Annotated in this window: 18 protein-coding genes; 11 read left to right on the top strand and 7 right to left on the bottom strand. The window is 50.4% G+C overall.

Translation table 11 applies throughout. The features are described from left to right. Positions 1-25 precede the first annotated feature (25 nt). The 3 genes from trhP to rpmB all read right to left on the bottom strand — a co-directional run bounded on the left by trhP (position 26) and on the right by rpmB (position 2019). Entirely contained in the window at positions 26-1369 is a 1344-nt protein-coding gene (trhP, locus tag ACY2RQ_RS11920; RefSeq protein ID WP_490113198.1) for a prephenate-dependent tRNA uridine(34) hydroxylase TrhP, read from the bottom strand. Between the two features lie 217 nt (positions 1370-1586). After that, complete coding sequence (gene rpmG / locus ACY2RQ_RS11915; RefSeq protein WP_155160589.1) at positions 1587-1754, bottom strand: 50S ribosomal protein L33; 168 nt, start codon at positions 1752-1754, stop codon at positions 1587-1589. Between the two features lie 28 nt (positions 1755-1782). Continuing rightward, on the bottom strand, positions 1783-2019 hold the full coding sequence (rpmB, locus tag ACY2RQ_RS11910) for a 50S ribosomal protein L28 (RefSeq protein ID WP_281645765.1): 237 nt from the start codon (positions 2017-2019) through the stop codon (positions 1783-1785). A 435-nt stretch (positions 2020-2454) separates the two neighbouring features. Here rpmB and ACY2RQ_RS11905 point away from each other — a divergent pair, with 435 nt between their 5' ends. From ACY2RQ_RS11905 to ACY2RQ_RS11880, 6 genes are all read left to right on the top strand, one after another. Then, the gene (locus tag ACY2RQ_RS11905; protein ID WP_490113197.1) at positions 2455-2937 is read left to right on the top strand and encodes a GspH/FimT family pseudopilin; all 483 of its coding nucleotides are present in this window, start codon (positions 2455-2457) and stop codon (positions 2935-2937) included. Positions 2938-3008: 71 nt separating this feature from the next. Continuing rightward, positions 3009-3497 (top strand): type IV pilus modification protein PilV, encoded by a 489-nt coding sequence (gene pilV / locus ACY2RQ_RS11900; RefSeq protein WP_490113196.1) that lies wholly within the window; start codon positions 3009-3011, stop codon positions 3495-3497. Between the two features lie 21 nt (positions 3498-3518). Further along, complete coding sequence (locus ACY2RQ_RS11895) at positions 3519-4301, top strand: PilW family protein (RefSeq protein ID WP_490113195.1); 783 nt, start codon at positions 3519-3521, stop codon at positions 4299-4301. A 2-nt stretch (positions 4302-4303) separates the two neighbouring features. Beyond that, positions 4304-4834 (top strand): pilus assembly PilX family protein, encoded by a 531-nt coding sequence (locus tag ACY2RQ_RS11890; protein ID WP_490113194.1) that lies wholly within the window; start codon positions 4304-4306, stop codon positions 4832-4834. Between the two features lie 41 nt (positions 4835-4875). Next, on the top strand, positions 4876-9546 hold the full coding sequence (locus ACY2RQ_RS11885; RefSeq protein ID WP_490113193.1) for a pilus assembly protein: 4671 nt from the start codon (positions 4876-4878) through the stop codon (positions 9544-9546). A 12-nt stretch (positions 9547-9558) separates the two neighbouring features. Beyond that, the gene (locus ACY2RQ_RS11880) at positions 9559-9957 is read left to right on the top strand and encodes a type IV pilin protein (protein WP_490113192.1); all 399 of its coding nucleotides are present in this window, start codon (positions 9559-9561) and stop codon (positions 9955-9957) included. Between the two features lie 17 nt (positions 9958-9974). Here the strand turns inward: ACY2RQ_RS11880 and radC are convergent, their stop codons facing one another. Further along, positions 9975-10649, bottom strand: a complete 675-nt coding sequence (radC, locus tag ACY2RQ_RS11875) for a RadC family protein (RefSeq protein ID WP_490113191.1) — start codon at positions 10647-10649, stop codon at positions 9975-9977. A 158-nt stretch (positions 10650-10807) separates the two neighbouring features. On the opposite strand from radC, the gene coaBC reads away from it, so the two are divergent. The 5 genes from coaBC (at position 10808) to slmA (ending at position 16978) form a co-directional block, all read left to right on the top strand. Next, on the top strand, positions 10808-12106 hold the full coding sequence (coaBC, locus tag ACY2RQ_RS11870) for a bifunctional phosphopantothenoylcysteine decarboxylase/phosphopantothenate--cysteine ligase CoaBC (RefSeq protein WP_490113190.1): 1299 nt from the start codon (positions 10808-10810) through the stop codon (positions 12104-12106). After that, positions 12096-12548: a dUTP diphosphatase gene (gene dut / locus ACY2RQ_RS11865; protein WP_490113211.1), complete on the top strand. Its 453-nt coding sequence runs from the start codon at positions 12096-12098 to the stop codon at positions 12546-12548. Before coaBC ends, dut begins: the two co-directional genes overlap by 11 nt. A gap of 45 nt (positions 12549-12593) precedes the next feature. Beyond that, the gene (locus ACY2RQ_RS11860) at positions 12594-15323 is read left to right on the top strand and encodes a phosphomannomutase/phosphoglucomutase (protein WP_490113189.1); all 2730 of its coding nucleotides are present in this window, start codon (positions 12594-12596) and stop codon (positions 15321-15323) included. Positions 15324-15406: 83 nt separating this feature from the next. Continuing rightward, positions 15407-16342: an acetylglutamate kinase gene (gene argB / locus ACY2RQ_RS11855; protein ID WP_490113188.1), complete on the top strand. Its 936-nt coding sequence runs from the start codon at positions 15407-15409 to the stop codon at positions 16340-16342. Between the two features lie 6 nt (positions 16343-16348). Beyond that, positions 16349-16978, top strand: coding sequence for a nucleoid occlusion factor SlmA (gene slmA / locus ACY2RQ_RS11850; RefSeq protein WP_490113187.1), 630 nt, complete (start codon positions 16349-16351; stop codon positions 16976-16978). A gap of 48 nt (positions 16979-17026) precedes the next feature. Here the strand turns inward: slmA and ACY2RQ_RS11845 are convergent, their stop codons facing one another. From ACY2RQ_RS11845 to ACY2RQ_RS11835, 3 genes are all read right to left on the bottom strand, one after another. Continuing rightward, positions 17027-18028 carry a hypothetical protein gene (locus ACY2RQ_RS11845; protein ID WP_490113186.1) on the bottom strand — a complete coding sequence of 334 codons (1002 nt, stop codon included), beginning with the start codon at positions 18026-18028 and terminating at the stop codon, positions 17027-17029. After that, positions 18015-18659: an orotate phosphoribosyltransferase gene (pyrE, locus tag ACY2RQ_RS11840; protein WP_490113185.1), complete on the bottom strand. Its 645-nt coding sequence runs from the start codon at positions 18657-18659 to the stop codon at positions 18015-18017. The genes ACY2RQ_RS11845 and pyrE overlap by 14 nt, the downstream gene beginning before the upstream one ends. A gap of 202 nt (positions 18660-18861) precedes the next feature. After that, entirely contained in the window at positions 18862-21291 is a 2430-nt protein-coding gene (locus tag ACY2RQ_RS11835; RefSeq protein ID WP_490113184.1) for a hypothetical protein, read from the bottom strand. Positions 21292-21994: the final 703 nt, after the last annotated feature.

Here is a 21994-nt window from a genome sequence, read left to right as displayed (position 1 = left end):
TTGTTGCCGCACTCACTTTTCCTGATTACTTCTCTGGAAGGCTACGAACCAACAGGGAAAATTCATCAGGCTTTGCCCCTTCAGGAACAGGTATACGAACCTGATGTCCAGAGCCGGGAGCGATAGAAACTTTCTCGCCATTCCTGTTTTCAATATGATCAAGAGTGAACAGGCTATTCCCAGCCGGGGTAATTAACTCGACCTGGTCTCCGACTTCAAATCGATTCTTTACATCTATTGTGACGAAACGCTCATCCTGATCAACAACTTCACCAACAAACTGCTGCACTATTCCTAAAGAACTGCCCCTCTCATAATTCTGGTACTCATCATGAACATGGCGACGGTAAAAACCTTCCGTGTATCCACGACTGGCCAGATTTTCCAGGGTATCCATTAAACCCATATCAAATGACCGCCCAGCAACGGCATCATCAATCGCCTGACGATAAACCTGTGCAGTACGGGCTACGTAATAATGGGATTTGGTTCGACCTTCAATTTTTAAAGAATGAATACCCATCTGAGTTAACCGGTGAACATGCTGAACCGCCCGCAGGTCTTTTGAGTTCATTATGTAAGTGCCGTGTTCATCTTCAAAAGCCGGCATAAATTCACCGGGACGATTCCCTTCCTGTAGCAGCACAATACCATCATGGGGTTTTCCATCACCAAGGGTCGGCTCTTCTCCCCTGCCAATATCTGCTGGATCAAACTCAACAGGCACAATATCCCCTTCCGGCGTCTCTTTTGCCTCATGGGCCTGGTATTTCCAGCGGCAGGCATTGGTGCAGGCTCCCTGGTTAGGGTCACGGCGGTTCATATAACCAGACAGCAAACATCGACCGGAATAGGCAATACACAGGGAGCCATGAACAAAGACTTCCAGCTCAGTATCCGGGCACTCTTCCCGAATTTCGGCAATTTCGTCCAGAGACAGCTCACGGGAAAGAATAATTCTGGAGACACCCTGCTGAGCCCAGAATTTCACAGTGGCAAAGTTCACTACATTGGCCTGAACCGAGAGATGGATTTCCGTTTCCGGCCACTTTTCCTTAACCATCATCACCAGCCCCGGATCAGACATAATCAAGGCGTCGGGATTCATGGCAATGACCGGCTCCATATCCCTCAAAAAGGTTTTTACCTTGCTATTGTGGGGAGCAATATTGCTGGCCAGATAGAATTTCTTGCCCAGGTCATGGGCTTCCTGGATGCCATTTGCCAGATTATCCAGTTTGAAGTCATTATTCCGGACCCGCAGGCTGTAACGGGGCTGGCCAGCGTAAACAGCGTCGGCACCATAGGCATAGGCAAAGCGCATATTGCGCAGAGTGCCGGCGGGAGACAGGAGTTCGGGTTTCCTCATAATGCTTTCACCTGATGCTTACCTGAAAAGTGCTAAATCTGGCCGCTCAGTTAACGGCGTCAATTCTCAAAGCGCGGGCATTGTACGGCTTTACTCTACAACTTTCCCCTGCAAACTGCAGGCATGAAAAAACCCGCAGCAGGGCGGGTTTCTTCATGTTCTGACCAGATTTTCCAACCAGAGTCAGAAGAGGCAGCAAGCCATAAAAAAGCCGTTATTACTTGATCTTGGCTTCTTTAAAGTCAACGTGCTTGCGTACCTTGGGATCGTACTTCTTGAAAACAAGCTTGTCCGGAGTGTTACGCTTGTTTTTGGTAGTGGTGTAGAAGTAGCCAGTTCCAGCAGTGGAAACCAGCTTGATCTTTTCGCGAATAGCCTTGGCCATTGTCGTTATCCTCCAGTGTTACTCAGGATCAGACACGTTCGCCGCGAGCGCGCAGCTCGGACAGAATCACGTCGATACCCTTCTTATCAATAATACGCATACCCTTGGAGGAAACACGCAGGCGCACGAAACGCTTTTCGGATTCTACCCAAAATCTATGGTAATGCAGGTTCGGCAAAAAACGACGACGAGTTCTGTTTTTTGCGTGGGATACATTGTTTCCGACAGCAGGACGCTTGCCGGTAACCTGGCAAACTTTAGACATTTGCTAAGCCTCTCTAACGCTCTGACCGACAAACAGTCCGCCAACCTGGGTTTTTTCCAGACCAACCATTAAGGTGATTGCTCGGTTATTTATAAGTACCAAGCTTGATCTAGACTCAAAGACCCGGCTTTATACCAGAAAAGAATCAGGGGGGCAAGAAATCGCCATCCCACATAACAAAAGAAGAACCATAGTACACAAAATTATTGTCTCTATGACTACCCAATTCCAAGCACACTAAAAGCATATTTGGTAGCAAATATGCGACCAACGGTCTAACCAAGTTCACATTTCCATGATCTAATACAATCTATTGTGGTGATTTTGGCACCTTGAATATCAGGATATTGTTCAAGCCAAACTTCTTATCCCACCCTGAAATAATGGATTATAAAACTGATGTCTCGCATTAGAAGATTTCACAGTTCTGTAAGTATGGGCTTCACACTTATTGAGCTAATCATTACCGTAGCTGTTCTCGCCATTCTGGTTTCACTCGCAGCTCCATCCTTCAATGCTTTCAGGCAGCGTTCAAATACTGATGCCACAGCTTCAGAATTTCTCAACGCTTTGCAGTTCGCTCGTATGGAGGCGGTAAGAACCGGACAAACCGTCTCGCTCCGCAGTAAGTCGTCCACAAGTACAGATGAATGGGGCGATGGCTGGTGTGTGGCCACAGGTACGCCTGCAGACTGTACCGGCTCTCCTCTTCGCATTTATACCTCGGCAGCTCAGGATATTACGGCAAATGCGACCGTAAACGATCGCCAGATAATCTCGTTTGCAGCCAGCGGATTCCTTGCTGCAGGTAACCCCGCTGAAACCATTCAAGTCTGCCAGGGCGCAGGGGAAGGAGAGCAACTCACCGTTCTTGTGTCAGGTGTCGTCAGAAGAACAACAATCACCACTTGTCCCTGACAGCCAATTCTTGAATAACAAAATCAGGGAGCAACCCACCTGCTCAAGCTGAGATAAAAATGGAATTAAACATGAAAAAAAACCAACAGGGAGTTGGGCTGGTAGAAGTGCTGATATCACTTCTTGTACTGTCTATCGGCGTCCTGGGCATGATCGCCCTGCAAATGACCAGCATGCGCATCAGCCACCAGAGCCATTACAACGCTGAAGCCATGTATCTGCTTACCACGATAAGTGACCGGATTCGAGCAAACCCAACGGCTGCCAACAATGGCAATTACGCACTGGCCCTAACAACAAGCACGGCCAACATAACCAAAGACTGCAGCTCGAACGCCTGTAACGCTACCGAGCTGGCAGCCTATGACCTTACCCAGTGGAGAAACAGTGTATTATCCGGCTCACTGCCTTCTTCCGGTGCCCGCATAGAAAGTAACAGCGGCAACAGTATTTACACCATTACCGTCATGTGGGATTCCGCCCGTTCAGGAGCCACAGGTACAAACTGCGGTACTGCCGCAACAGACAAAACCTGCATGCAACTGGCCGTGAGAAATTAATTCCAGGAGTGACTTACTGCAATGGATAAGAAAAACAAGAACGTCACTAAGCATAAGAAAAGAGAAAAAGGCATTTCTCTTATTGAGTTAATGATCGCCCTGGTATTAGGACTGGTTATCAGCGGCGCGGCTCTACAGCTCTTTATAGATAGCCGCCAGACATTCAATACTGTCAATACAGATGCACAAATGCAGGATAGCGCCAGGTCTGCCGCAGACCTGCTTGGCCGCTATCTGCGTATGGCTGGCTACAGGGGAGTTAACATAAATACAAAAGAGAAGCTCACCCTACCGGCAGTTGGACAATACATCCTCAATCAAGGTTTACGGGGCACAGACAATGGAAATAACGCCGCAGTCAGTGATTCCTTTGAAATCCGCATAGGGGCGGGAGCAGGCACTGACTGCAATAACAACCCCATTACTGCTGTTACCACTCTTTCATTCTCCATCGAGAATAACACCCTGGTTTGCCGGGTAAATAACGTTCCGGCTCCAGGGCAGCCAGGTATCCCTCTGGTAGACAATATCCAAAGTATGCAGATCCAGTACGGCATGGACACCGACAACAGCCCCAATCGGGAACCCAACCGATATTTCACCGCAGGGAACATCTCTGGCAGCCAGTGGCAAAGTGTAACCTCCATGAGAATTGCTCTTCTGGTCAGGGCTCCTGGAGCAACAGCTCCCGGCCTGAACCGCAATTATTCCGTTCTCGGAGTTACCGTGAACGGTTCTGATGGACGTTTGCGGCAGGTGTTTGAATCTTCATTCTCCCTCCGTAACACCATGAGGGTTTTATAACCATGAAACACTTCCATCAAAAACAGCATGGCGCAACCCTGATTATCTGCCTGGTTATTCTGCTGGTTATCTCGACTTTAGCCATTTACAGCGCTAGAACTGCTCAAAATGACATGCACCTGTCAACCAGTCAGCGAGATCGTGCCGAAGCCCTCCAACACGCAGACAATGCTATTCGTTCTGCAGAAGTGTTTCTCGCTGCACAGTCTGATTTTTTAACTGTCTGGAACCTTATTAATACAGCCAACAATGGCATCGCGCTTGCCGGGAGCGATCCAGACTGGGGAGCAAGTTATAATAAATGGGGAGCGGCTGACGACAATAAAACAACCACAGCACCAGCTCCGCTTAATAACAACAGCCGCTACACCATTGAATATCTTTTTTCGCACTCTCCCCGTACAGCCAAAGGTTCAGGCAATGGTTCACCGGTGCAAACCCATGTTTTCCTGATTACTGGCTGGGGCCGGGGTGGACCAGGCAGAAGCAGCGTGGTTTTACAGTCAACCTATAACATGATGCGAACGCTGTAAGGTTCGTGGTAAAGCATTCTCTAATAAGAAACAAGAATCACATGAACATATTCAATACACGACGCATACTGACAGCAGGGCTATTGGTTCTTTCAGTATGCCAGCAGATTTCTGCGGCTACGGATCTCAATATCAGCCAGGTTCCGCTTACCGTCTCCCAGACAACACCGCCTCTGATGATGCTGACCATGGCACGGGACAGCAAGCTGTATCAGGAAGCCTATAACGACGCATCCGACCTGAATGGGGATGGAACGATTGATATTGGGTATAAGCCATCTATTGATTACTTCGGGTATTTTGACTCCCATAAGTGCTATCAGTATCAAACAGCCTCAGGTGGATACTTCACACCCACCACGGACACCGCCGATAAGACCTGTTCCGGCAACCTCTGGAGTGGAGACTTCCTTAACTATCTAACAACATCTCGCCTGGATGCTATCAGAAAGGTTCTTTATGGAGGAAAACGCTCCACTGATAACAATAACAAAACCATTCTCGAACGTGCGTTTATCACACAGGATGCTCACAGCTGGGGCAAGGAATATGACCCTGTAAGAGATACTGATTTTGTCATAGCCGATTACACCCCTTATTCAGAACCTAACCCGGGGACACGGCATTTATTTGCCAGCGTCACCTTAAATAACCAAAGCGCTCCTAAATTACGCATAATGCAGAATAGCGAAATCCCTGTGAGTGGATGGGTTTCAAAAAATGGCAGCGTATCAGGCTCTGAATGCACAAAAATAGAAGAAAACAATGGGAATATATCCATAGAGGAAAACAAACCTTGCGCAAACTTCAGCAGTGGCATCATAGATACAGTTGTAAGGGTTGAGGTTTGTAAACAAGGCACAGGATTGACGCGGGAAGCAAACTGCAAACCCTACACTGATGAAAATGGTACATCTTATAAACCCACAGGTATCCTGCAAAAATATGGTGAAAACAACAGCATTTACTTCGGACTAATGACCGGCTCTTATGAGAACAATATGCAGGGAGGTGTGCTCCGCAAAAATATTTCTTCCCTATCCTCAGAGATTGATAGCCTTGGAAAATTCACCGCAACAAACGGAATTATCAGCTCACTTAATAAATTAAGGATGTTGGATGACAGTTTCCCCAGGGGCTGGAGCAGGGGTAATAGGTGGAAGGGCTGCGGACTGATTCTTAACCGAATCATGAATAATGGTGAATGCCCGATGTGGGGCAACCCACTGGCGGAAATGATGTATGAAACTACTCGTTATTTTGCAGGGAAATCAAACCCTACATCCGTATTCTCATACAACGATGACAGCAATATTGCAGATAATATACTAGGGCTTCCTAAACCTGCCTGGGAAAACCCCTATAGAAATAACGGCGGTTTCCCACAGTGCGCCAAACCTTTCCAGTTGGTGATTTCCGATGCCAACCCTAACTACGACAGCGACCAGCTTCCCGGAAGTCGCTTTGCCAGTTTCACAGGAGATATTACAACACTGGATGTAGGCGCTTTAGCTGACACCATCTGGGCAACAGAATCTGGCGAAGGCCTGAAAAAGCACTTTATCGGCGAAAGTATTATATTTGCTGATGACGGTACGCGAGTCCCCAACAAAGAGGGTATACCCAGCGCCAAAAACATCAGCAGTTTTGCCAATATTCGCGGCACACCGGAAGAACCCACAAAGCAAGGCTCCTATTACAGCGCCGCTGTTGCCTATTTTGGGCAAAAAACAGATCTGAACCCTGCAGATGGTGACCAGAAGCTCACAACCTACGCCGTCTCTCTGGCATCATCACTTCCGAAAATTGAAATTCCCGTAGGGTCTGGCTCTAACCAGTCAATAGTCACCCTGGTTCCCCTGGGGAAATCCGTAAAATACGGGAGCCAGATAAACTCTAATGAAGGTGCCCACCAACCCTCCCTGTCCATAACCGACTATTACGCCGAAGAAATAAACGCCACATCGGGTAAATTCCTCATTAATTTCGGGGATGTTGAACAGGGGAATGATAATGAGCTGGACGCTATCGTTCGATACGAGTATTCAGTATCTAACGGACAAGTATCCGTCACCATTACCCAGCTTTATCAAGGTGCAGGTATAGATATGCATATGGGTTATGCTATATCCGGGACTGAGCAGGATGGTGTATATCTGGATATAAGTAATAAAGGCAACATTCACGGAAACAGCAATCATCACCCTTATTTTGCTGACACCCTTCCTGGTAGATATTTCAACGCTCAAGGAGTACTGGGTCCACCTTCTGATGCAACCGCAAACCATTTACCTACTGTTAATACCCGTACATTCACTCCCAACACATCAGCCCCTGCCGCCACAGTACTTGATGAGCCTTTAAAACTCGCGGCGAAATGGGGCGGTTTTAGTGACGATGACAATGATGATATTCCCGATCCAACGGAATACCAGGACGCTAACGGCAATATAAAATCCTATTTCCCTGTGACCAATGCCGGCAACCTGACCGCCCAGATAGAAGCCGCCATTAACAATGCAATAGAGGCGAGTGGTTCATCCAGCTCCGTTGCCCTGAATGTTGGCAGTACAGATAACGGCAGCTCCGCCGTCTACCAGGCGACCTATAACTCTGGTACATGGAACGGTGACCTGGCAGCAAAAAAAATAACCGCCACTGGATTTGACCATGTATGGTCTGCCGCCAATATTTTGAAGAACCGCACCAGCCCCAGGAAAATTCTGACCTGGAGGGAAGCCAGCGGAAATACTCCGGGCAAGGGTGTACCCTTCCAATTCCCTGATGATATGGACAACCCGGGTGTTAATGGCATTCTTGCATCCCAGGCCGTTGAGCTGACTCACGAAATCACCAACCCCCAAAGCTTTGGAGATGACTTAATCGCCTACCTGCGCGGAGACACCTCCAGGGAATCACCTTCCGACTTCAGGGAACGAATCACCCCCCTGGGGGACATTATCAATTCAGATCCTGCCTATGTTGGCCGCCCATCTGATTTATATCTAAGCGCCTGGAAAGATAAGCAATATCCGGGCAAAACCCACTCGGAAAACACCGCAGGTAAGAGCTATCTCGCCTTTGCCAATACCTATAGAAACAGAGCGCCTGTTGTTTATGCAGGTGCTAACGACGGTATGCTTCATGGTTTTGATGCCCGTATTGGCTCTGCAACCCAAACCAGTAATGGCCAGGAACTGATTGCCTATGTTCCCGCTGCAACCTTCCCAAGCCTGAAAGATCTGGTAAGCCAGAGCTACAGCCACAGGCCTTATGTTGATAACTCCCCTGTTTTTGATGATGTGTATTTCTCGACAGATACGAACCCCGATAACCAGGGCTGGCGCACAGTACTTGTGTCCGGAATGGGTGGTGGAGGGAGAGCAGTCTTCGCCCTGAACATCACAGATCCATCCACTTTCTCGGAAGCCAATGCATCAACAATTGCTCTTTGGGAATTTGAAGACCCTGACCTTGGCTTAACCTTCGGTAAACCCACCATTGCCCGCCTGCATAACGGCCAGTGGGCCGCCATATTTGGCAATGGTTATAACAGTGCGAATGCTGAAGGTAACGGGTTTCTGTTTATCGTTAATATTGAGACGGGTGAGCTAATCAAAAAAATTGATACCGGTAAAGGCTCAGGCCAGGACCCTAATAACGCATTTTCTTCCCTGCCCGCAAGTCAGAAGAACAGGAAAAATGGCCTTTCGTCTCCAACAGCCATCGACTTTGACGGTGACAATATTTATGACTATGTCGTTGCCGGTGACCTGTTCGGCAACCTCTTTATGTTTGATATTAACTCAGACAATCCCGAAAACTGGGATATAGCAACTCTGAATACCGGTACAAATACAGCCAAGGTTCCCCTGTTTACAGCCACCAGCCCTGATTATGCCCAACCAATAACCACAAAACCCTTAGTGGCGGCTCATCCTAATGCAGAGAAACCCCAGGATCTGATTATCTATTTTGCAACAGGTAAATACATTGAAGTCGGAGACAATACAACAACAGGCTGGCCAACACAGTCTGTGTACGGTATCAGTTTTTCTGGTGCCAGAGACGCAACAGCGACAGTATCAAGAACTTATGCGAAAACAGTCTCACGTAACAATCTTCTACAGCAACATATAGAAGATGAGATATCAGCAGCAGGCAACCGAAAAGCACTGCGTATTCTCTCTAATAACGAAATCTGCTGGGAAAACTGCACCAGCGGCACAACCTCTGTCGCCCCCCATCAGGGATGGGTTCTTAACCTTGTAAACCGCAATGGCACGATCAATGCGGACGGTACAATCACACCTGGCAACAGCACAACAAACTATGGTGAGAGGGTTACTTTTGATATGCACCTTGACTCAGACCGGGTGGTGTTCACCACACTGATACCTTCCGGTGACGTCTGTGCTGCCGGTGGCTCAAGCTGGATTATGGCCCTGAACCGTACCAATGGCGGACGACTGTTTACGCCTCCCTTTGATGCCAACAACGACAGAACCCTCACCAGCGATGATATCTATAACAATGTCATTCCCAGTGGCGTAAAAAACGATTCTGGTATCACTCCAATCACCCGAGGAAACCCGGGAGCAGATGGCTCAATCACCAGTACAACCAATGATTCCAGTGGTGTTCTGGGAACAGTTATAGAAAGTGGCTCTCCAGATAACCAGGGGCGTCAAAACTGGCGGCAATTACGATAAAAGGTCAGAACAATGAAAGGATTTTCTTTAATAGAACTTATGATTGTTGTTGCCATTATTGGCATTCTGGCAGCGGTTGCTTACCCCTCCTATCAGCAACATGTTAGAAATACCAACCGGGCTGAAGCAGAGGCACTTATGGCTGAATATTCTCTCCAGCTGGAGCAATGGTATTCCCGGGGGTATACCTACGCGGGATTCCCAACTGCCGGACGTACGACATCTCCAGCCACAGGGACAGCCAAATACAACATTGGCTACGCCCTTAACGCACAGACTTACGAGATAACCAGCACTCCGGTTGCTGGTTCCGCCCAGGCAGGGGACGGACGTATCGTCCATAAAAGCAACGGCAGCGTATGCTGGTTTAAAGGGCATGATGGTTCAGATGGAACCTGTCAGAACCTCTAAACCTGCAAAGAATGCACTTACATCAAGCCCCTTTCGGCCATGGAGACGGTCACGCCGTCTCCCACTACCATATGATCGAGAACCCGCACATCCACCAGCTCCAGACCATCGCAAAGACGTCGCGTTAAACGTACATCCGCATCGGATGGCTCGGCAATACCGGAGGGGTGATTGTGGGCCAGAATCACCGCCGCTGCATTGTGAGCCAACGCCCGTTTCACCACCTCCCGGGGATAAACCGCAGCACCGTCTATAGTGCCCTGAAATAACTCTTCAAAAGCCAGGGGGCGATGACGGTTATCGAGAAACAGGCAACAGAAACATTCACTTCTTTTGTCCCTGAGGTGTAACTGCAAATATGCCCGGGTTTTCTCCGGAGATGTCAGGGGGTTATCCCTGAACAGCGATTCTGACTGATGACGTCGGGACATTTCCAGAACAGCCTGTAACTGAACAAACTTTGCAGGTCCGAGTCCTTTTTTATTACAGAAGCCCCTGCGATCCGCCTGAAGCAGCTTTCTTAATCCGCCAAAACTGCCCAGCAGCTCCCTGGCAAGATCAACGGCAGAGCATCCAGGCAACCCTGTTCGTAAAAAAATTGCCAGTAACTCTGAGTCACTCAAGGCACTCGGACCTTTTTGCAGAAGCTTCTCTCTGGGACGTTCGTCCACGGGCCAGTCTGTAATAGCCATGTGTACCACAGCCTTTTTATGTATTTTCCTTCGGAGCGCCCCAGCCTAGACCATTTCCATAGACTCTGTACCAACTATTGATATGCCTATTCGCATGGAGCCCGCTAAGGCGGATATAATGCTGCCATTCATCGGAAAATAATGAAGTCTTCATCCGTATGCACAGACTGAACAACAAACGTATTCTGGTTGGCATTACCGGGGGCATCGCAGCGTACAAGTCTGCAGAGATGGTTCGCTCCCTGGGTAAGGCAGGCGCTGACGTCCATGTAGTTATGACTCCGGCCGCCTGTGAGTTTATTACTCCGCTCACCCTGCAGGCGCTGTCCGGAAACCCTGTTCACACCAGTATGCTTGACCCGAAAGCCGAAGCCGGCATGGGCCATATCGAGCTGGCCAAATGGGCCGATGCCGTTCTTATCGCTCCCGCCAGCGCCGACTTTATCGCCCGTATGGCTACAGGTATGGGCAACGACCTGTTATCCACCCTGTGCCTGGTTACACAGTCTCCCGTATTTCTGGCTCCCGCCATGAACCAGGGTATGTGGCTGGACACCGCGACCCAGAAAAACTGTGAAACCCTGCAAAGCCGGGGCATCACCCTGTTCGGACCTGACGAGGGCTACCAGGCCTGTGGGGATGTGGGCCCCGGCCGTATGCTGGATTCGGACGTTATCCTGCAAATGCTTGCGGAACATTTTGAATCCGGAGCCATGGCCGGACAGAAGGTCGTTGTCACAGCCGGCCCGACCCGGGAAGCCATTGATCCGGTACGTTACATTTCCAACCACAGCTCCGGAAAAATGGGCTTCTCCCTCGCCAGCGCTGCCGCAGAAGCTGGTGCCAGCGTTATCCTGATCACAGGGCCGGTTAACCTGCCCACGCCGGATCGGGTTCAACGTATAGACGTGACCGATGCCCGGGAGATGTACACCGCTGCCATGGAATACTCCGCTGAGAGTGACATATTTATTGGCTGCGCCGCTGTTGCCGACTATCGCCCGGAAGTCTGCGCGGAAACCAAAATCAAGAAAGACCCGGACAGCCCGGAACAATCCCTGACCATCAGTCTGGTACGCAACCCGGATATCGTGGCCTCTGTCGCATCCCGGGAAAATACTCCTTATATAGTTGGTTTTGCCGCAGAAACCGATAATGTTATTGATTACGCAACCGACAAACGTCGTAGAAAAAAGATGGACCTTGTTGTTGCCAATGATGTCAGCGACAGTTCCATCGGCTTTAACAGCGATGCGAACGCAGTCACCCTGATTGGCGAAGGGTTTGAAGAGTCGATGAATAAAAGCTCCAAGAGACTTCTGGCCAGACAGCTGATTGAAATGATTGCGCGGTATTCTTTAGAAAAGCAGCAGTTAAAAAAAGAGCAGCAGGAAGCTTCTGATGAAACCATTACGACAGAACCCACAATGGATGAAAACGCAGACCATGCATCTTAAAACCCGCATTCTTGATAACCGTCTGGGAACGGACTTCCCGATGCCTGCGTATGCGACCGAAGGTTCTGCCGGCCTGGACCTGAGAGCCATGCTGAATGAAGCGGTAACTCTGGAGTCCGGCGAAACCAGACTCCTGCCCACAGGGCTGGCTATTCACCTCGAAGACCCCGGCTACGCCGCCATGCTGCTGCCCCGTTCCGGCCTTGGGCACAAGCACGGTGTAGTTCTCGGCAACCTGGTTGGACTGATTGACTCGGACTACCAGGGCCAGCTCATGGTATCCTGCTGGAACCGGAGCAGCACCAGTTTTACCATAGAACCCGGTGAGCGTATCGCGCAGATGGTTATTGTGCCGGTTGTGCAGGCACAGATGGATATTGTGGAAGACTTTAACGAAACCGACCGGGGCGCAGGGGGCTTTGGTTCGTCCGGTCGCCATTAACGTACGACAATAAGCAAGACAGCCAGCCCCATATTTTTGGAGGATATGGGGCATAAGTATCAAGGCAAGAACAACAGCAAAATCAATGGAGCGGGTATGGCACTGGCCTGGAAATCCGGGAACAAGGCAACCGATAATACCAACCTGTCGGAACAGGGTAAGCCCTCTTTTCATGAGATGCTCCCGGCCACGGGCACCGTTGCGGTCCTGCTGGCTCTGCTGTTTGCCGGGCTGTTTTACCTGACTATCTACAGCCCTAACCAACAGGCTGTTACCCAACAGGCCGCTCTTATTGGGCAGCAGGCAAGTATCCAGCTGCAAACAGCCCTGGACTGGCAGCAGAAGAAAGCAGCCTCCCTCGCGCAACACCCCCAGGTTATTGCGGCCTTTTCGGATAGCGTTTTAACCCGAAAAAAGAAGCTGGCAGCACTTGAACAAGTGCTGACGCCGGCATTAGGAAAAAACCAGAAACTGCGTTTATTTACCACAGATATTGAAAATGAAGACCCGGCAAAAACCGGGTTTGCCTCTATCGACCTGGTTCGACGTGCGCTGAAAGGAACACCCACCACACCTGAAGCAGCCCGCCAAAGCGAACAGTGGCAGGTGCTTACATCCAGTCCGGTTAAAGTTGATGGCAGGCTTATTGGCGTAGTACTTGTCAGCACTCCCATGAACAGTTTGAAAGAACGCCTGACACCTGTCGCCGGTAATAATGGCTCCCTGCATATTTTTCAGAATCCGAACAGTCCAGAGCCGGTTTTCGTTGCTGGAGTTCCTTCCGCCACCTCATCATCAAGCTGGGAAACCACCCTGCCGGCACTTTCCTGGAAGCTTATATTCAACCCGTCCCGGACACTGCTTGCCCAGAAAGTTGCTCCCTGGTGGCCTTTGGCTACGGTTCTGGCTATTTGTCTGGCAGCGGTGCTGATATTACTGAAGATTGCTTCCAAAAAATTCAGTTCTCAAACCGGCCCTGATATTAATCTTATGTCCGGGCTGCTTCAGGATATAGCCTCAGGCCGCCAGCCCCAGCCCGGCGGCTTCCAGAATCCCGGTTTCCAGGATCTTGCTGTTAAGGCCATTACGCTCTTTGCCCGCAAGTCTTCCCTGAAAGGTGAAGCCGGCGTTTCACAACAACCAGCCCAGCCCCAGCCACCCGTTGAAACAGCGGAACTGGTGATTGACGAATCTGCGTCAGAAGAACCACAGATCCAGGAAAATAATACAAAAGAATATCCTGAACCAGAGGATGAGTTCATTCTTTCCGCAGATCATGATCCCGATGCAGACCCTTTCCTGCAGGAGCTGGACGACACAGTTTTTGATGAGCTTGAAGAGTTTGATCTTCCCGGCGCTTCTGAAGACGTTAAGCAGCCTGAAGAACCTGGTGAAGCACAGCCTGATATTTCAGCCAATATTTTCCGTGCCTACGATATTCGCGGTATAGCCGGTGAAACCCTGACGCCATACACGGTGAAGCAGATTGGCCTGGCTATTGGCTCAGAAGCCCTGAGCCGTGGTGAAAGCACCATTATTGTTGGCAATGACGGACGGCTTTCCAGCCCGGCTGTTAAAGAACAGCTTATCGAAGCCCTTGCTGCGACAGGCTGTAATGTCGTAACCATTGGCACTGTGCCTACGCCTGTTCTGTACTTTGCTACCCATGAGCTGGAAGCCAGCTCCGGCGTTATGATCACCGGCAGTCATAATCCAGCCAACTACAACGGCTTTAAGATTGTTCTGGCTGGGGAAACACTGTCCAGCGAACAGATTCAGGGGCTTTACCAGCGCATACTCAGGCAGGACTTTGCAGCCAAAGGTAAAGGACAACTGTCATCTGTTGAAATACTCTCCCGTTACCAGAAACGTATTCTGGACGATGTCATCCTTGCCCGTCCGTTAAAAGTTGTTCTTGATTGTGGCAATGGCGTAACCGGTAAAATCGCTCCCCAGCTGTTTGAACAACTGGGCTGTGATGTTATTCCCCTGTATTGCGAGGTTGATGGCTCATTCCCCAACCACCATCCGGACCCTGGTCAGCCGGAAAATCTCCAGGATCTGATCAACAAGGTCAAAGAAACCCAGGCCGACCTGGGGCTGGCCTTTGATGGCGATGGTGACCGGGTAGGCCTGGTCACCAACAAAGGCGCGATCATTTACCCGGATCGTCTGCTTATGCTCCTGGCGAAAGATGTCGTCTCCAGAAATCCGGGAACGGATATTATTTTTGATGTGAAATGCACTCGTCGTTTAACAGCCCTGGTCAGCGGCTATGGCGGACGTCCCGTTATGTGGAAATCCGGTCACTCCCTGATGAAGCGCAAGATGGAAGAAACCGGCGCGCTTCTGGCTGGCGAAATGAGCGGTCATATTTTCTTTAAGGAGCGCTGGTACGGCTTTGATGACGGACTGTACAGCGCTGCACGTCTCGCGGAAGTGCTGACCAGCGAAGCCAGAGATGTCGATATGGTGTTCCGGGCCTTCCCCGATGCTGTTACCACGCCGGAAATAACCATAAATGCTGACGACAACAGCAAGTTCAGCATTGTTGAGCGCCTGATAAAGGCCGATTTCCAGGCCGGCAATATCAATACCATTGATGGCCTCCGTGTTGATTACCCCTGGGGCTGGGGACTGGTACGGGCATCCAATACCGGGCCGGTACTGACCTGTCGTTTTGAAGCCGACGACCAGGCCGGACTGGAAAAAATTCAGGGTATTTTCCGGGAACATCTGGCCCGAGTGGAACCAGATCTGGAATTGCCATTCTAAACACTATGCCCGTGTGGCCCCGTATGTGGCAAAGCTGCCGGCAGGGCCGGCAGGTCTTGAGAAGTAACAGGAAACAAAAAGTCATGACCGAGAACGTCAGCAACAATAACGACAGCCAGAGCTCTCAGATTGCCAACGTACTGACCGAAGCCCTGCCTTACCTGCAACGCTTCGCGGGCAAAACTTTTGTTATAAAATACGGCGGCAACGCCATGGAGAGCGAAGAACTCCAGAACAGCTTTGCCCGGGATATCGTGCTGCTGAAAGCTGTTGGTATTAACCCCGTTGTCGTACACGGCGGTGGCCCGCAGATTGGCCAGCTGCTGGAAAGACTTAATATCAAAACCCGTTTTGTCGATGGTATGCGGGTAACCGACAGTGAAACCATGGATGTTGTCCAGATGGTTCTCGGCGGGCTGGTCAACAAGGAGATCGTCAACCTTATCAACCGCAATGGCGGCCGGGCCCTTGGGATTACCGGCAAGGACGGCGACTTTATCTGGGCCAGAAAGCTCCAGCGCCATGCTAATCAAGGCAAGGTTGGTGGACGTGAGATTATCGACATCGGTCATGTGGGCGAAGTCAAAGCTATCAACACCGACATTATCAAAATGTTGGAGAATTCAGATTTTATCCCGGTTATTGCCCCAATTGGGGTCGATGAGCAGGGAGAATCCTATAACATCAACGCTGACCTGGTAGCCGGGAAACTGGCCGAAGTACTCCAGGCCGAGAAGCTGATTCTACTGACCAACACCCGGGGCGTGCTGGACGGCGATGGTAACACCCTGACCGGACTGACTCCGGAAGATGTCATAGAATTAATCAACAACGGAACTATTCACGGTGGTATGCTTCCAAAAATCCAGTGTGCTCTTGATGCTGTACGTTCCGGCGTTCAAAGTACCCATATTATTGATGGTCGGGTCACTCATGCGGTTCTGCTGGAAAGCTTCACAGAGCAAGGCGTAGGCACCCTGATTCACTCTTCATCCGCATCAACAACCCGAAACACTTAGTATTGAATGGATAAGGCACAGCAACAAGAATTGCGTAAGGAGCCAGCCTCCCGCAAAGAAAAGACCTCACGTAAGGACCAGATTCTTCAGACCCTGGCCCATATGCTTGAGACAAACCCCGGCGAACGCATTACCACCGCTCGTCTAGCCCAGGAGGTTGGCGTATCGGAAGCTGCTCTTTACCGGCACTTCCCCAGCAAAGCCAAAATGTTTGAGGGTCTTATTGCCTTTATCGAGGACTCCCTGTTCACCCGGGTCACCCGGATTGTGAACGAAGACACGGATGCGCTGACCACCTGCCACCGGATTCTGACCCTGCTGCTGCTGTTCTGTGAGAAGAATCCCGGCCTGACCCGTATTCTCACCGGCGACGCCCTCAACGGAGAAACCGACCGTTTGCGTTCCCGTGTCGTACAATTATTTGAACGGCTGGAAACCCAGCTGCGTCAGGTACTGCGGGATGCGGAAATCAAGGAGGGGTTACGAACGACTCTGACCCAGACAGCAACGGCCAATATGATTCTTGCCACCGCTGAAGGCCGGATCAGCCAGTTTGTACGCAGTCGTTTTCGCCTGCGCCCGTCTGAGAACTGGAATGACCAGTGGCGCTGCCTGAGCCAGGTTGTGTTCAGGTAAGTCTGCGCACGCCCAGCACAGTTGATACTGGCAGCGTGTCAGTATCAACTACTTACGGAATCGAACAACGCTGCCATCCCAGTAGATATAAAGATCACCCGCCTTCATATCCAGAATCTGGTAACGGTGTTCAATAGCCAGTGATTCACGGGATGTCCTTCCAAACCTGGTAACTTCTTTACGGGTATAAAGCACGACAATTTCATTGGTTCGGCTCAGGGACCAGCTGCCAATCAACTTCTCATGCCCCTTTGTCTGGCTGCCACTGCGGAGAATGAAATTTCCGTCAGCGTCCGCTTCCCAGCTCAACAGGTCACCGATACTTTCAACGGGCCTCCATTTGCCGACAAGCTGGGTTCTGTTCAGGCGGAGAGCTTTGTTCTTCTCGACAACCCGGTCACCTTCAATCAGGTGACGGACCCGTTCAGCCTGAACACCATATCTGGCCCTGACCTGATCCTTTTCCTGAATAAAGTCCGCAATCTGCTGCTGGAAACTTTCCCGGCTGGTATCGAGGTTATTCAGTTCCTGTAACAGGCTCACCGGCACAGCACGCCCGGCCCGTTCAAAGTCCGCAGCCTTGCTCTGCTTTTTCTCATATTGAATCTGTAAACGCTGGATGCTGCTGTTGATCACGGCAATGCGGGCATCTATCTCTTCCAACACCCTTTCCTGTGTGCGTTTCACATCCTCAACGCTACTGTAAAGGCGCAGCAGTTCAGCGTCTTCTGCAGCCTGCTTTTCATTCTGGATTTGCTTCTGGCGGTTCAGCTCCTGCTGGAAAGAGCGGGCCTGCCGGACATCTTCGCTGAGTTCAGGCTCTATAACCTCCAGAATCTGGCCCGAGTCGGTGACAACCTCATAACCACGGGACGTGGCCGACCTGGGAATCTGGGTTGCGATAACAATATCCCCTTTGCTGTCGGTATAACGGTAGTAACGCTGGCCGGAATATTCAGCACCCCAGCAGCCAGACGCCAGCAACCCTGTACAGAACAGGGCGGCCAGACGGGAAGGCTGAAAATACTTGTTACTTTTACTGGATTCCATAACGCTGACGATAGTCTTCAACTGCCTCGGCATACTGGGCTAGGGTATCATCTTCCTTTATGAACTCCATAACCTGGGCAAGGCTGACGATACTGATTACAGGAATATTATAATCCCTCTCAACCTCCTGAATCGCTGAAAGTTCACCCTTGCCCTTCTCCTGACGATCCAGGGCAATCAGAACGCAGGCGGGCTTTGCCCCGCACTTGCTGATCAGCTCCATAGACTCACGGATCGCGGTTCCGGCGGTGATAACATCATCAATGACCGCAATTCTGCCTTCCAAAGCCGCGCCGACAAGATTGCCTCCTTCGCCGTGCTCCTTGGCTTCCTTGCGGTTAAAGCACCAGGGCACATCCCGACCGTGATGGTCGGCCAGGGCCACAACAGCGGAAGATGCCAGGGGAATACCTTTGTAAGCCGGGCCAAACAGTACATCATATTCAACCCCGGACTCAGCCAGGGCCTGGGCAAAAAAGCGCCCCAGCTCCGCCAGGGCCTTACCACTGTTAAACAGGCCGGCATTAAAAAAGTAGGGAGAAATACGGCCTGATTTAAGCGTGAACTCTCCGAATCGTAAAACCTTGTGTTCAATTGCAAAGCGGATAAATTCACGTTGGTAATTTTGCATAGGATATTCCGGATTAATGCCGACAAGCCCCAGTATTCTACCAGTAATTGAGAAAAACACCCTGGATTGTGGTGAAGAGCAGCTCTTGCTCCCATTCTGATCTGAGGTTTTCGGAGGGCAAAACCTAGCCGCCAGTACTCCTGCCTGAACTCATAGTGGCCGGGCTTTTAAACCTGTAACATCAACAGAGATGGCAGACCACTCACTCTTTGCTGACATGACGTAAATTTTCCAGGACTCTTTGTTCCTGTGCTCTCCAGCGGTCCCTTTTTTCTCGTTTCATTCTCTCTGGATCAATAGCATTTGCTCGCCGAAAAAGCTCTGTCCATACGCCTTCTTCTTTTCCAAGCAATCTTAAACAGTGTGCCCACTGGCTTAAGGCTGGAGCGCAGGTCGGATATCTTTCACATATGGATTTTGCTATGGCCGATGCTTTTATACAGCATTCCTGTCCCTTTGTTTCCTTACTCTCTTCATAGCAACACAGAGCTTCCTGAAAATATCGGATGGAAATGGCGATCTGGATACTCTTGCTGTGAACCAGATCATCTTTATCGTGGCTTTTGATGTCATCAATTTTTCCGTCAAATGTATCCCATTGTCTCCGTTCCCCCAAACAGATGAGATAGATCTCAAGGTATTCAGATCTCATGGGGTAGTTTTCGATGCAAGCACCGATTAACCTGTCAGACAAGGTGTAATCCCCTTTTTCCTGAAGCAACCGAATCCGGGTGATATCTATGGTGTGGTTGTCACAGGGTGTGGCCCAGTCATCTCGGCCCAGGGCCGGGTTATGGCTCCGGGCCATGGCCTGCAGCAGCTGACCGGCCGAATCGTACTTCCCTCTACCCTGAAGCAAACGAACCCGGGCCAGGTCTGTAGTGCTGTTACCACAGAGCGTGGTCCAGTCATCACGGTCCAGGAACGGTTTATAACTCTGGGCCATGGCCTGCAGCAGCTGACCGGACGAATCGTAATGCCCTCTCTCCTGAAGCAGCCGAGCCCGGGCCAGGTCTATGGTGCGGTTGCCACAGGGTGTGATCCAGTCATCACGGCCCAGAGCCGGGTTATGGCACCGGGCCATGGCCTGCAGCAGCTGACCGGCCGACTCGTCATTCCCTTTCTCCTGAAGCAACCGAACCCGGGCCAGGTCTGTGGTGCGGTTGCCACAGGGTGTGGTCCAGTCATCACGGCCCAGGGCCGGGTTATGGCTCCGGGCCATGGCCTGCAGCAGCTGACCGGCCAACTCGTCATTCCCTTTCTCCTGAAGCAGCCGAGCCCGGGCCAAGTCTATAGTGTGGTTGTCACAGGGTGTGATCCAGTCATCTCGGCCCAGGGCTGGGTTATGGCTCCGGGCCATAGCCTGCACCAGCTGACCGGCCAACTCATAATTCCCTTTCTTCTGAAGCAACCGAACCCGGGCCAGGTCTGTGGTGTAGTTGTGACAGAGCGTGGTCCAGTCATCACGACCCAGGGCCGGGTTATGGCCCTGGGCCATGGCCTGCACCAGCTGACCGGCCAACGCGTAATTCTCTATCTCTTCCTGCAACCGAACCCTGACCAGATCTATGGTGTGATTGCCACAGGGTGTGCTCCAGTCATCACGGTCCAGGGCCGGTTTATGGCTCCGGGCCATGGCCTGCACCAGCTGACCGGCCAACTGGTAATTCCCTCTCTCCTCCTGCAACCGAATCCGGGCCACATCTATGGCGTGGTTGCGACAGAGCGTGGTCCAGTCATCACGACACAGGGCCGGGTTATGGCTCTGAGCCATAGCCTGCAGCAGCTGACCTGCCAACGCGTAATTCTCTATCTCCTCCTGTAACCGAACCCGGGACAGATCTATGGTGTGGTTGCAACAGGGCGTTATCCAGTCATCACGGCCCAGGGCCGGGTTATAGCTCCGGGCCATGGCCTGCACCAGCTGACCGGACAAATTGTAATACCCCCTCTCCTGAAGTAACCGAACCCGGGTGATATCTATGGTGTTGTTACCACAGGGTATGATCCAGTCATCAGGGCCCAGGGCCGGGTTATGGCTCTGGGCCAGGGCCTGCAGCAATTCTTGCGCTGCTGGCCATTGTCCTGATGCTTCCAAGACCCTTACAAGGGTTATATCAAGATCCTTAATACAGGAAAGGACTCCATCGCCAACCTTTCGAGTCGCACTTTTGCCCTTAAGGTCTGTCAATAATTTTTCAGCTTCTCTGTGATGTTGATTCCCCCCTTGCTTAAGCAGTGAACGAGCAAGACCAACTGTCGCGATATTCCCACATTGCTCATGGTGTACAAATCTGCGAAATATCCGTTCTGCGGTCTTTGGTTGAGGCGGAGAGCTTTTCAGTAAACCAAAGGCTTTGGTTATCTCTTCTTGCTGAGGGGTATTCTGGCAATAAGCCTGCGCAGAGGTGGAAGAGGACTGTGCACGGGGAGTCAATGACGCGGGAATAACCGGAATCACGGGAATACTATAAATGACGGGAATGCCAGAAATGACAAGAACGCCAGGAACGCCAGGAACGCCAGGAACGCCAGGAACGCCAGGAACGCCAGGAACGCCAGGAACGCCAGGAACGCCAGGAATTCTGGGTTGTGCACCAGGATTAAGCGTGACAGTTCTTTGCTCTAACATCGCCCGATTTTGTTGAAGAAAGCGCTGTTGCAACACAGACTGAGGAGTGAAACTGGGTGCATTCGGATTAAGTTTACTTCTATTCATCTTAATTCCATTCTAATTCTCAGAGCATAAGTTGGTGTCCAGACATCCTGGATAAAGTTATTTTTCTACAGAGTATTTTTTATTAGACAAACATCTGCTGTATTGCAGAGAGACACCCGTTATAACAGGACAGTACTCAGTAAACTGAGACAACGGAGAGAGAGAAAAATTTCAGTATGTCAGTTTTACTACCTTAATGGTTAAAACCTGGCGTCTATACTCAAAGCTGTCGTAAATAATACAAAGACCGTTCAAGGGTCTCGGTTAAACTGTAGTGCAGGGAATATAACCCTCCAGGAGGGTCTCACTGTCAGGATATATGTTCAACTTTCCATCCGGATTGATCCTGAAAAACGCACATCTGACCCACAATCCAAAAATGAAGCTAATAATTCTTTTTGGATACTTCATTCATAACTTCTTTACGCATCTTCATATACCTAATAAATAGGCATTTTGCTCCTATAGAATTAATATACGAATAAATATTATTTAATATCACCGTATGGCCTTACATCTACGTCAGCGGTATCATACATTGCAAATTGATGTGCACTTTTACAGGACATTATCACCCACACACACCGTGATAATCCTTTACTCCACCTTCTGACAG

It is taken from the genome of Parendozoicomonas sp. 209JJ7-1 (assembly GCF_058147085.1).
The sequence above is the reverse complement of the archived record's forward strand: the minus strand, read 5'-3'. Positions and strand labels throughout refer to the sequence as shown.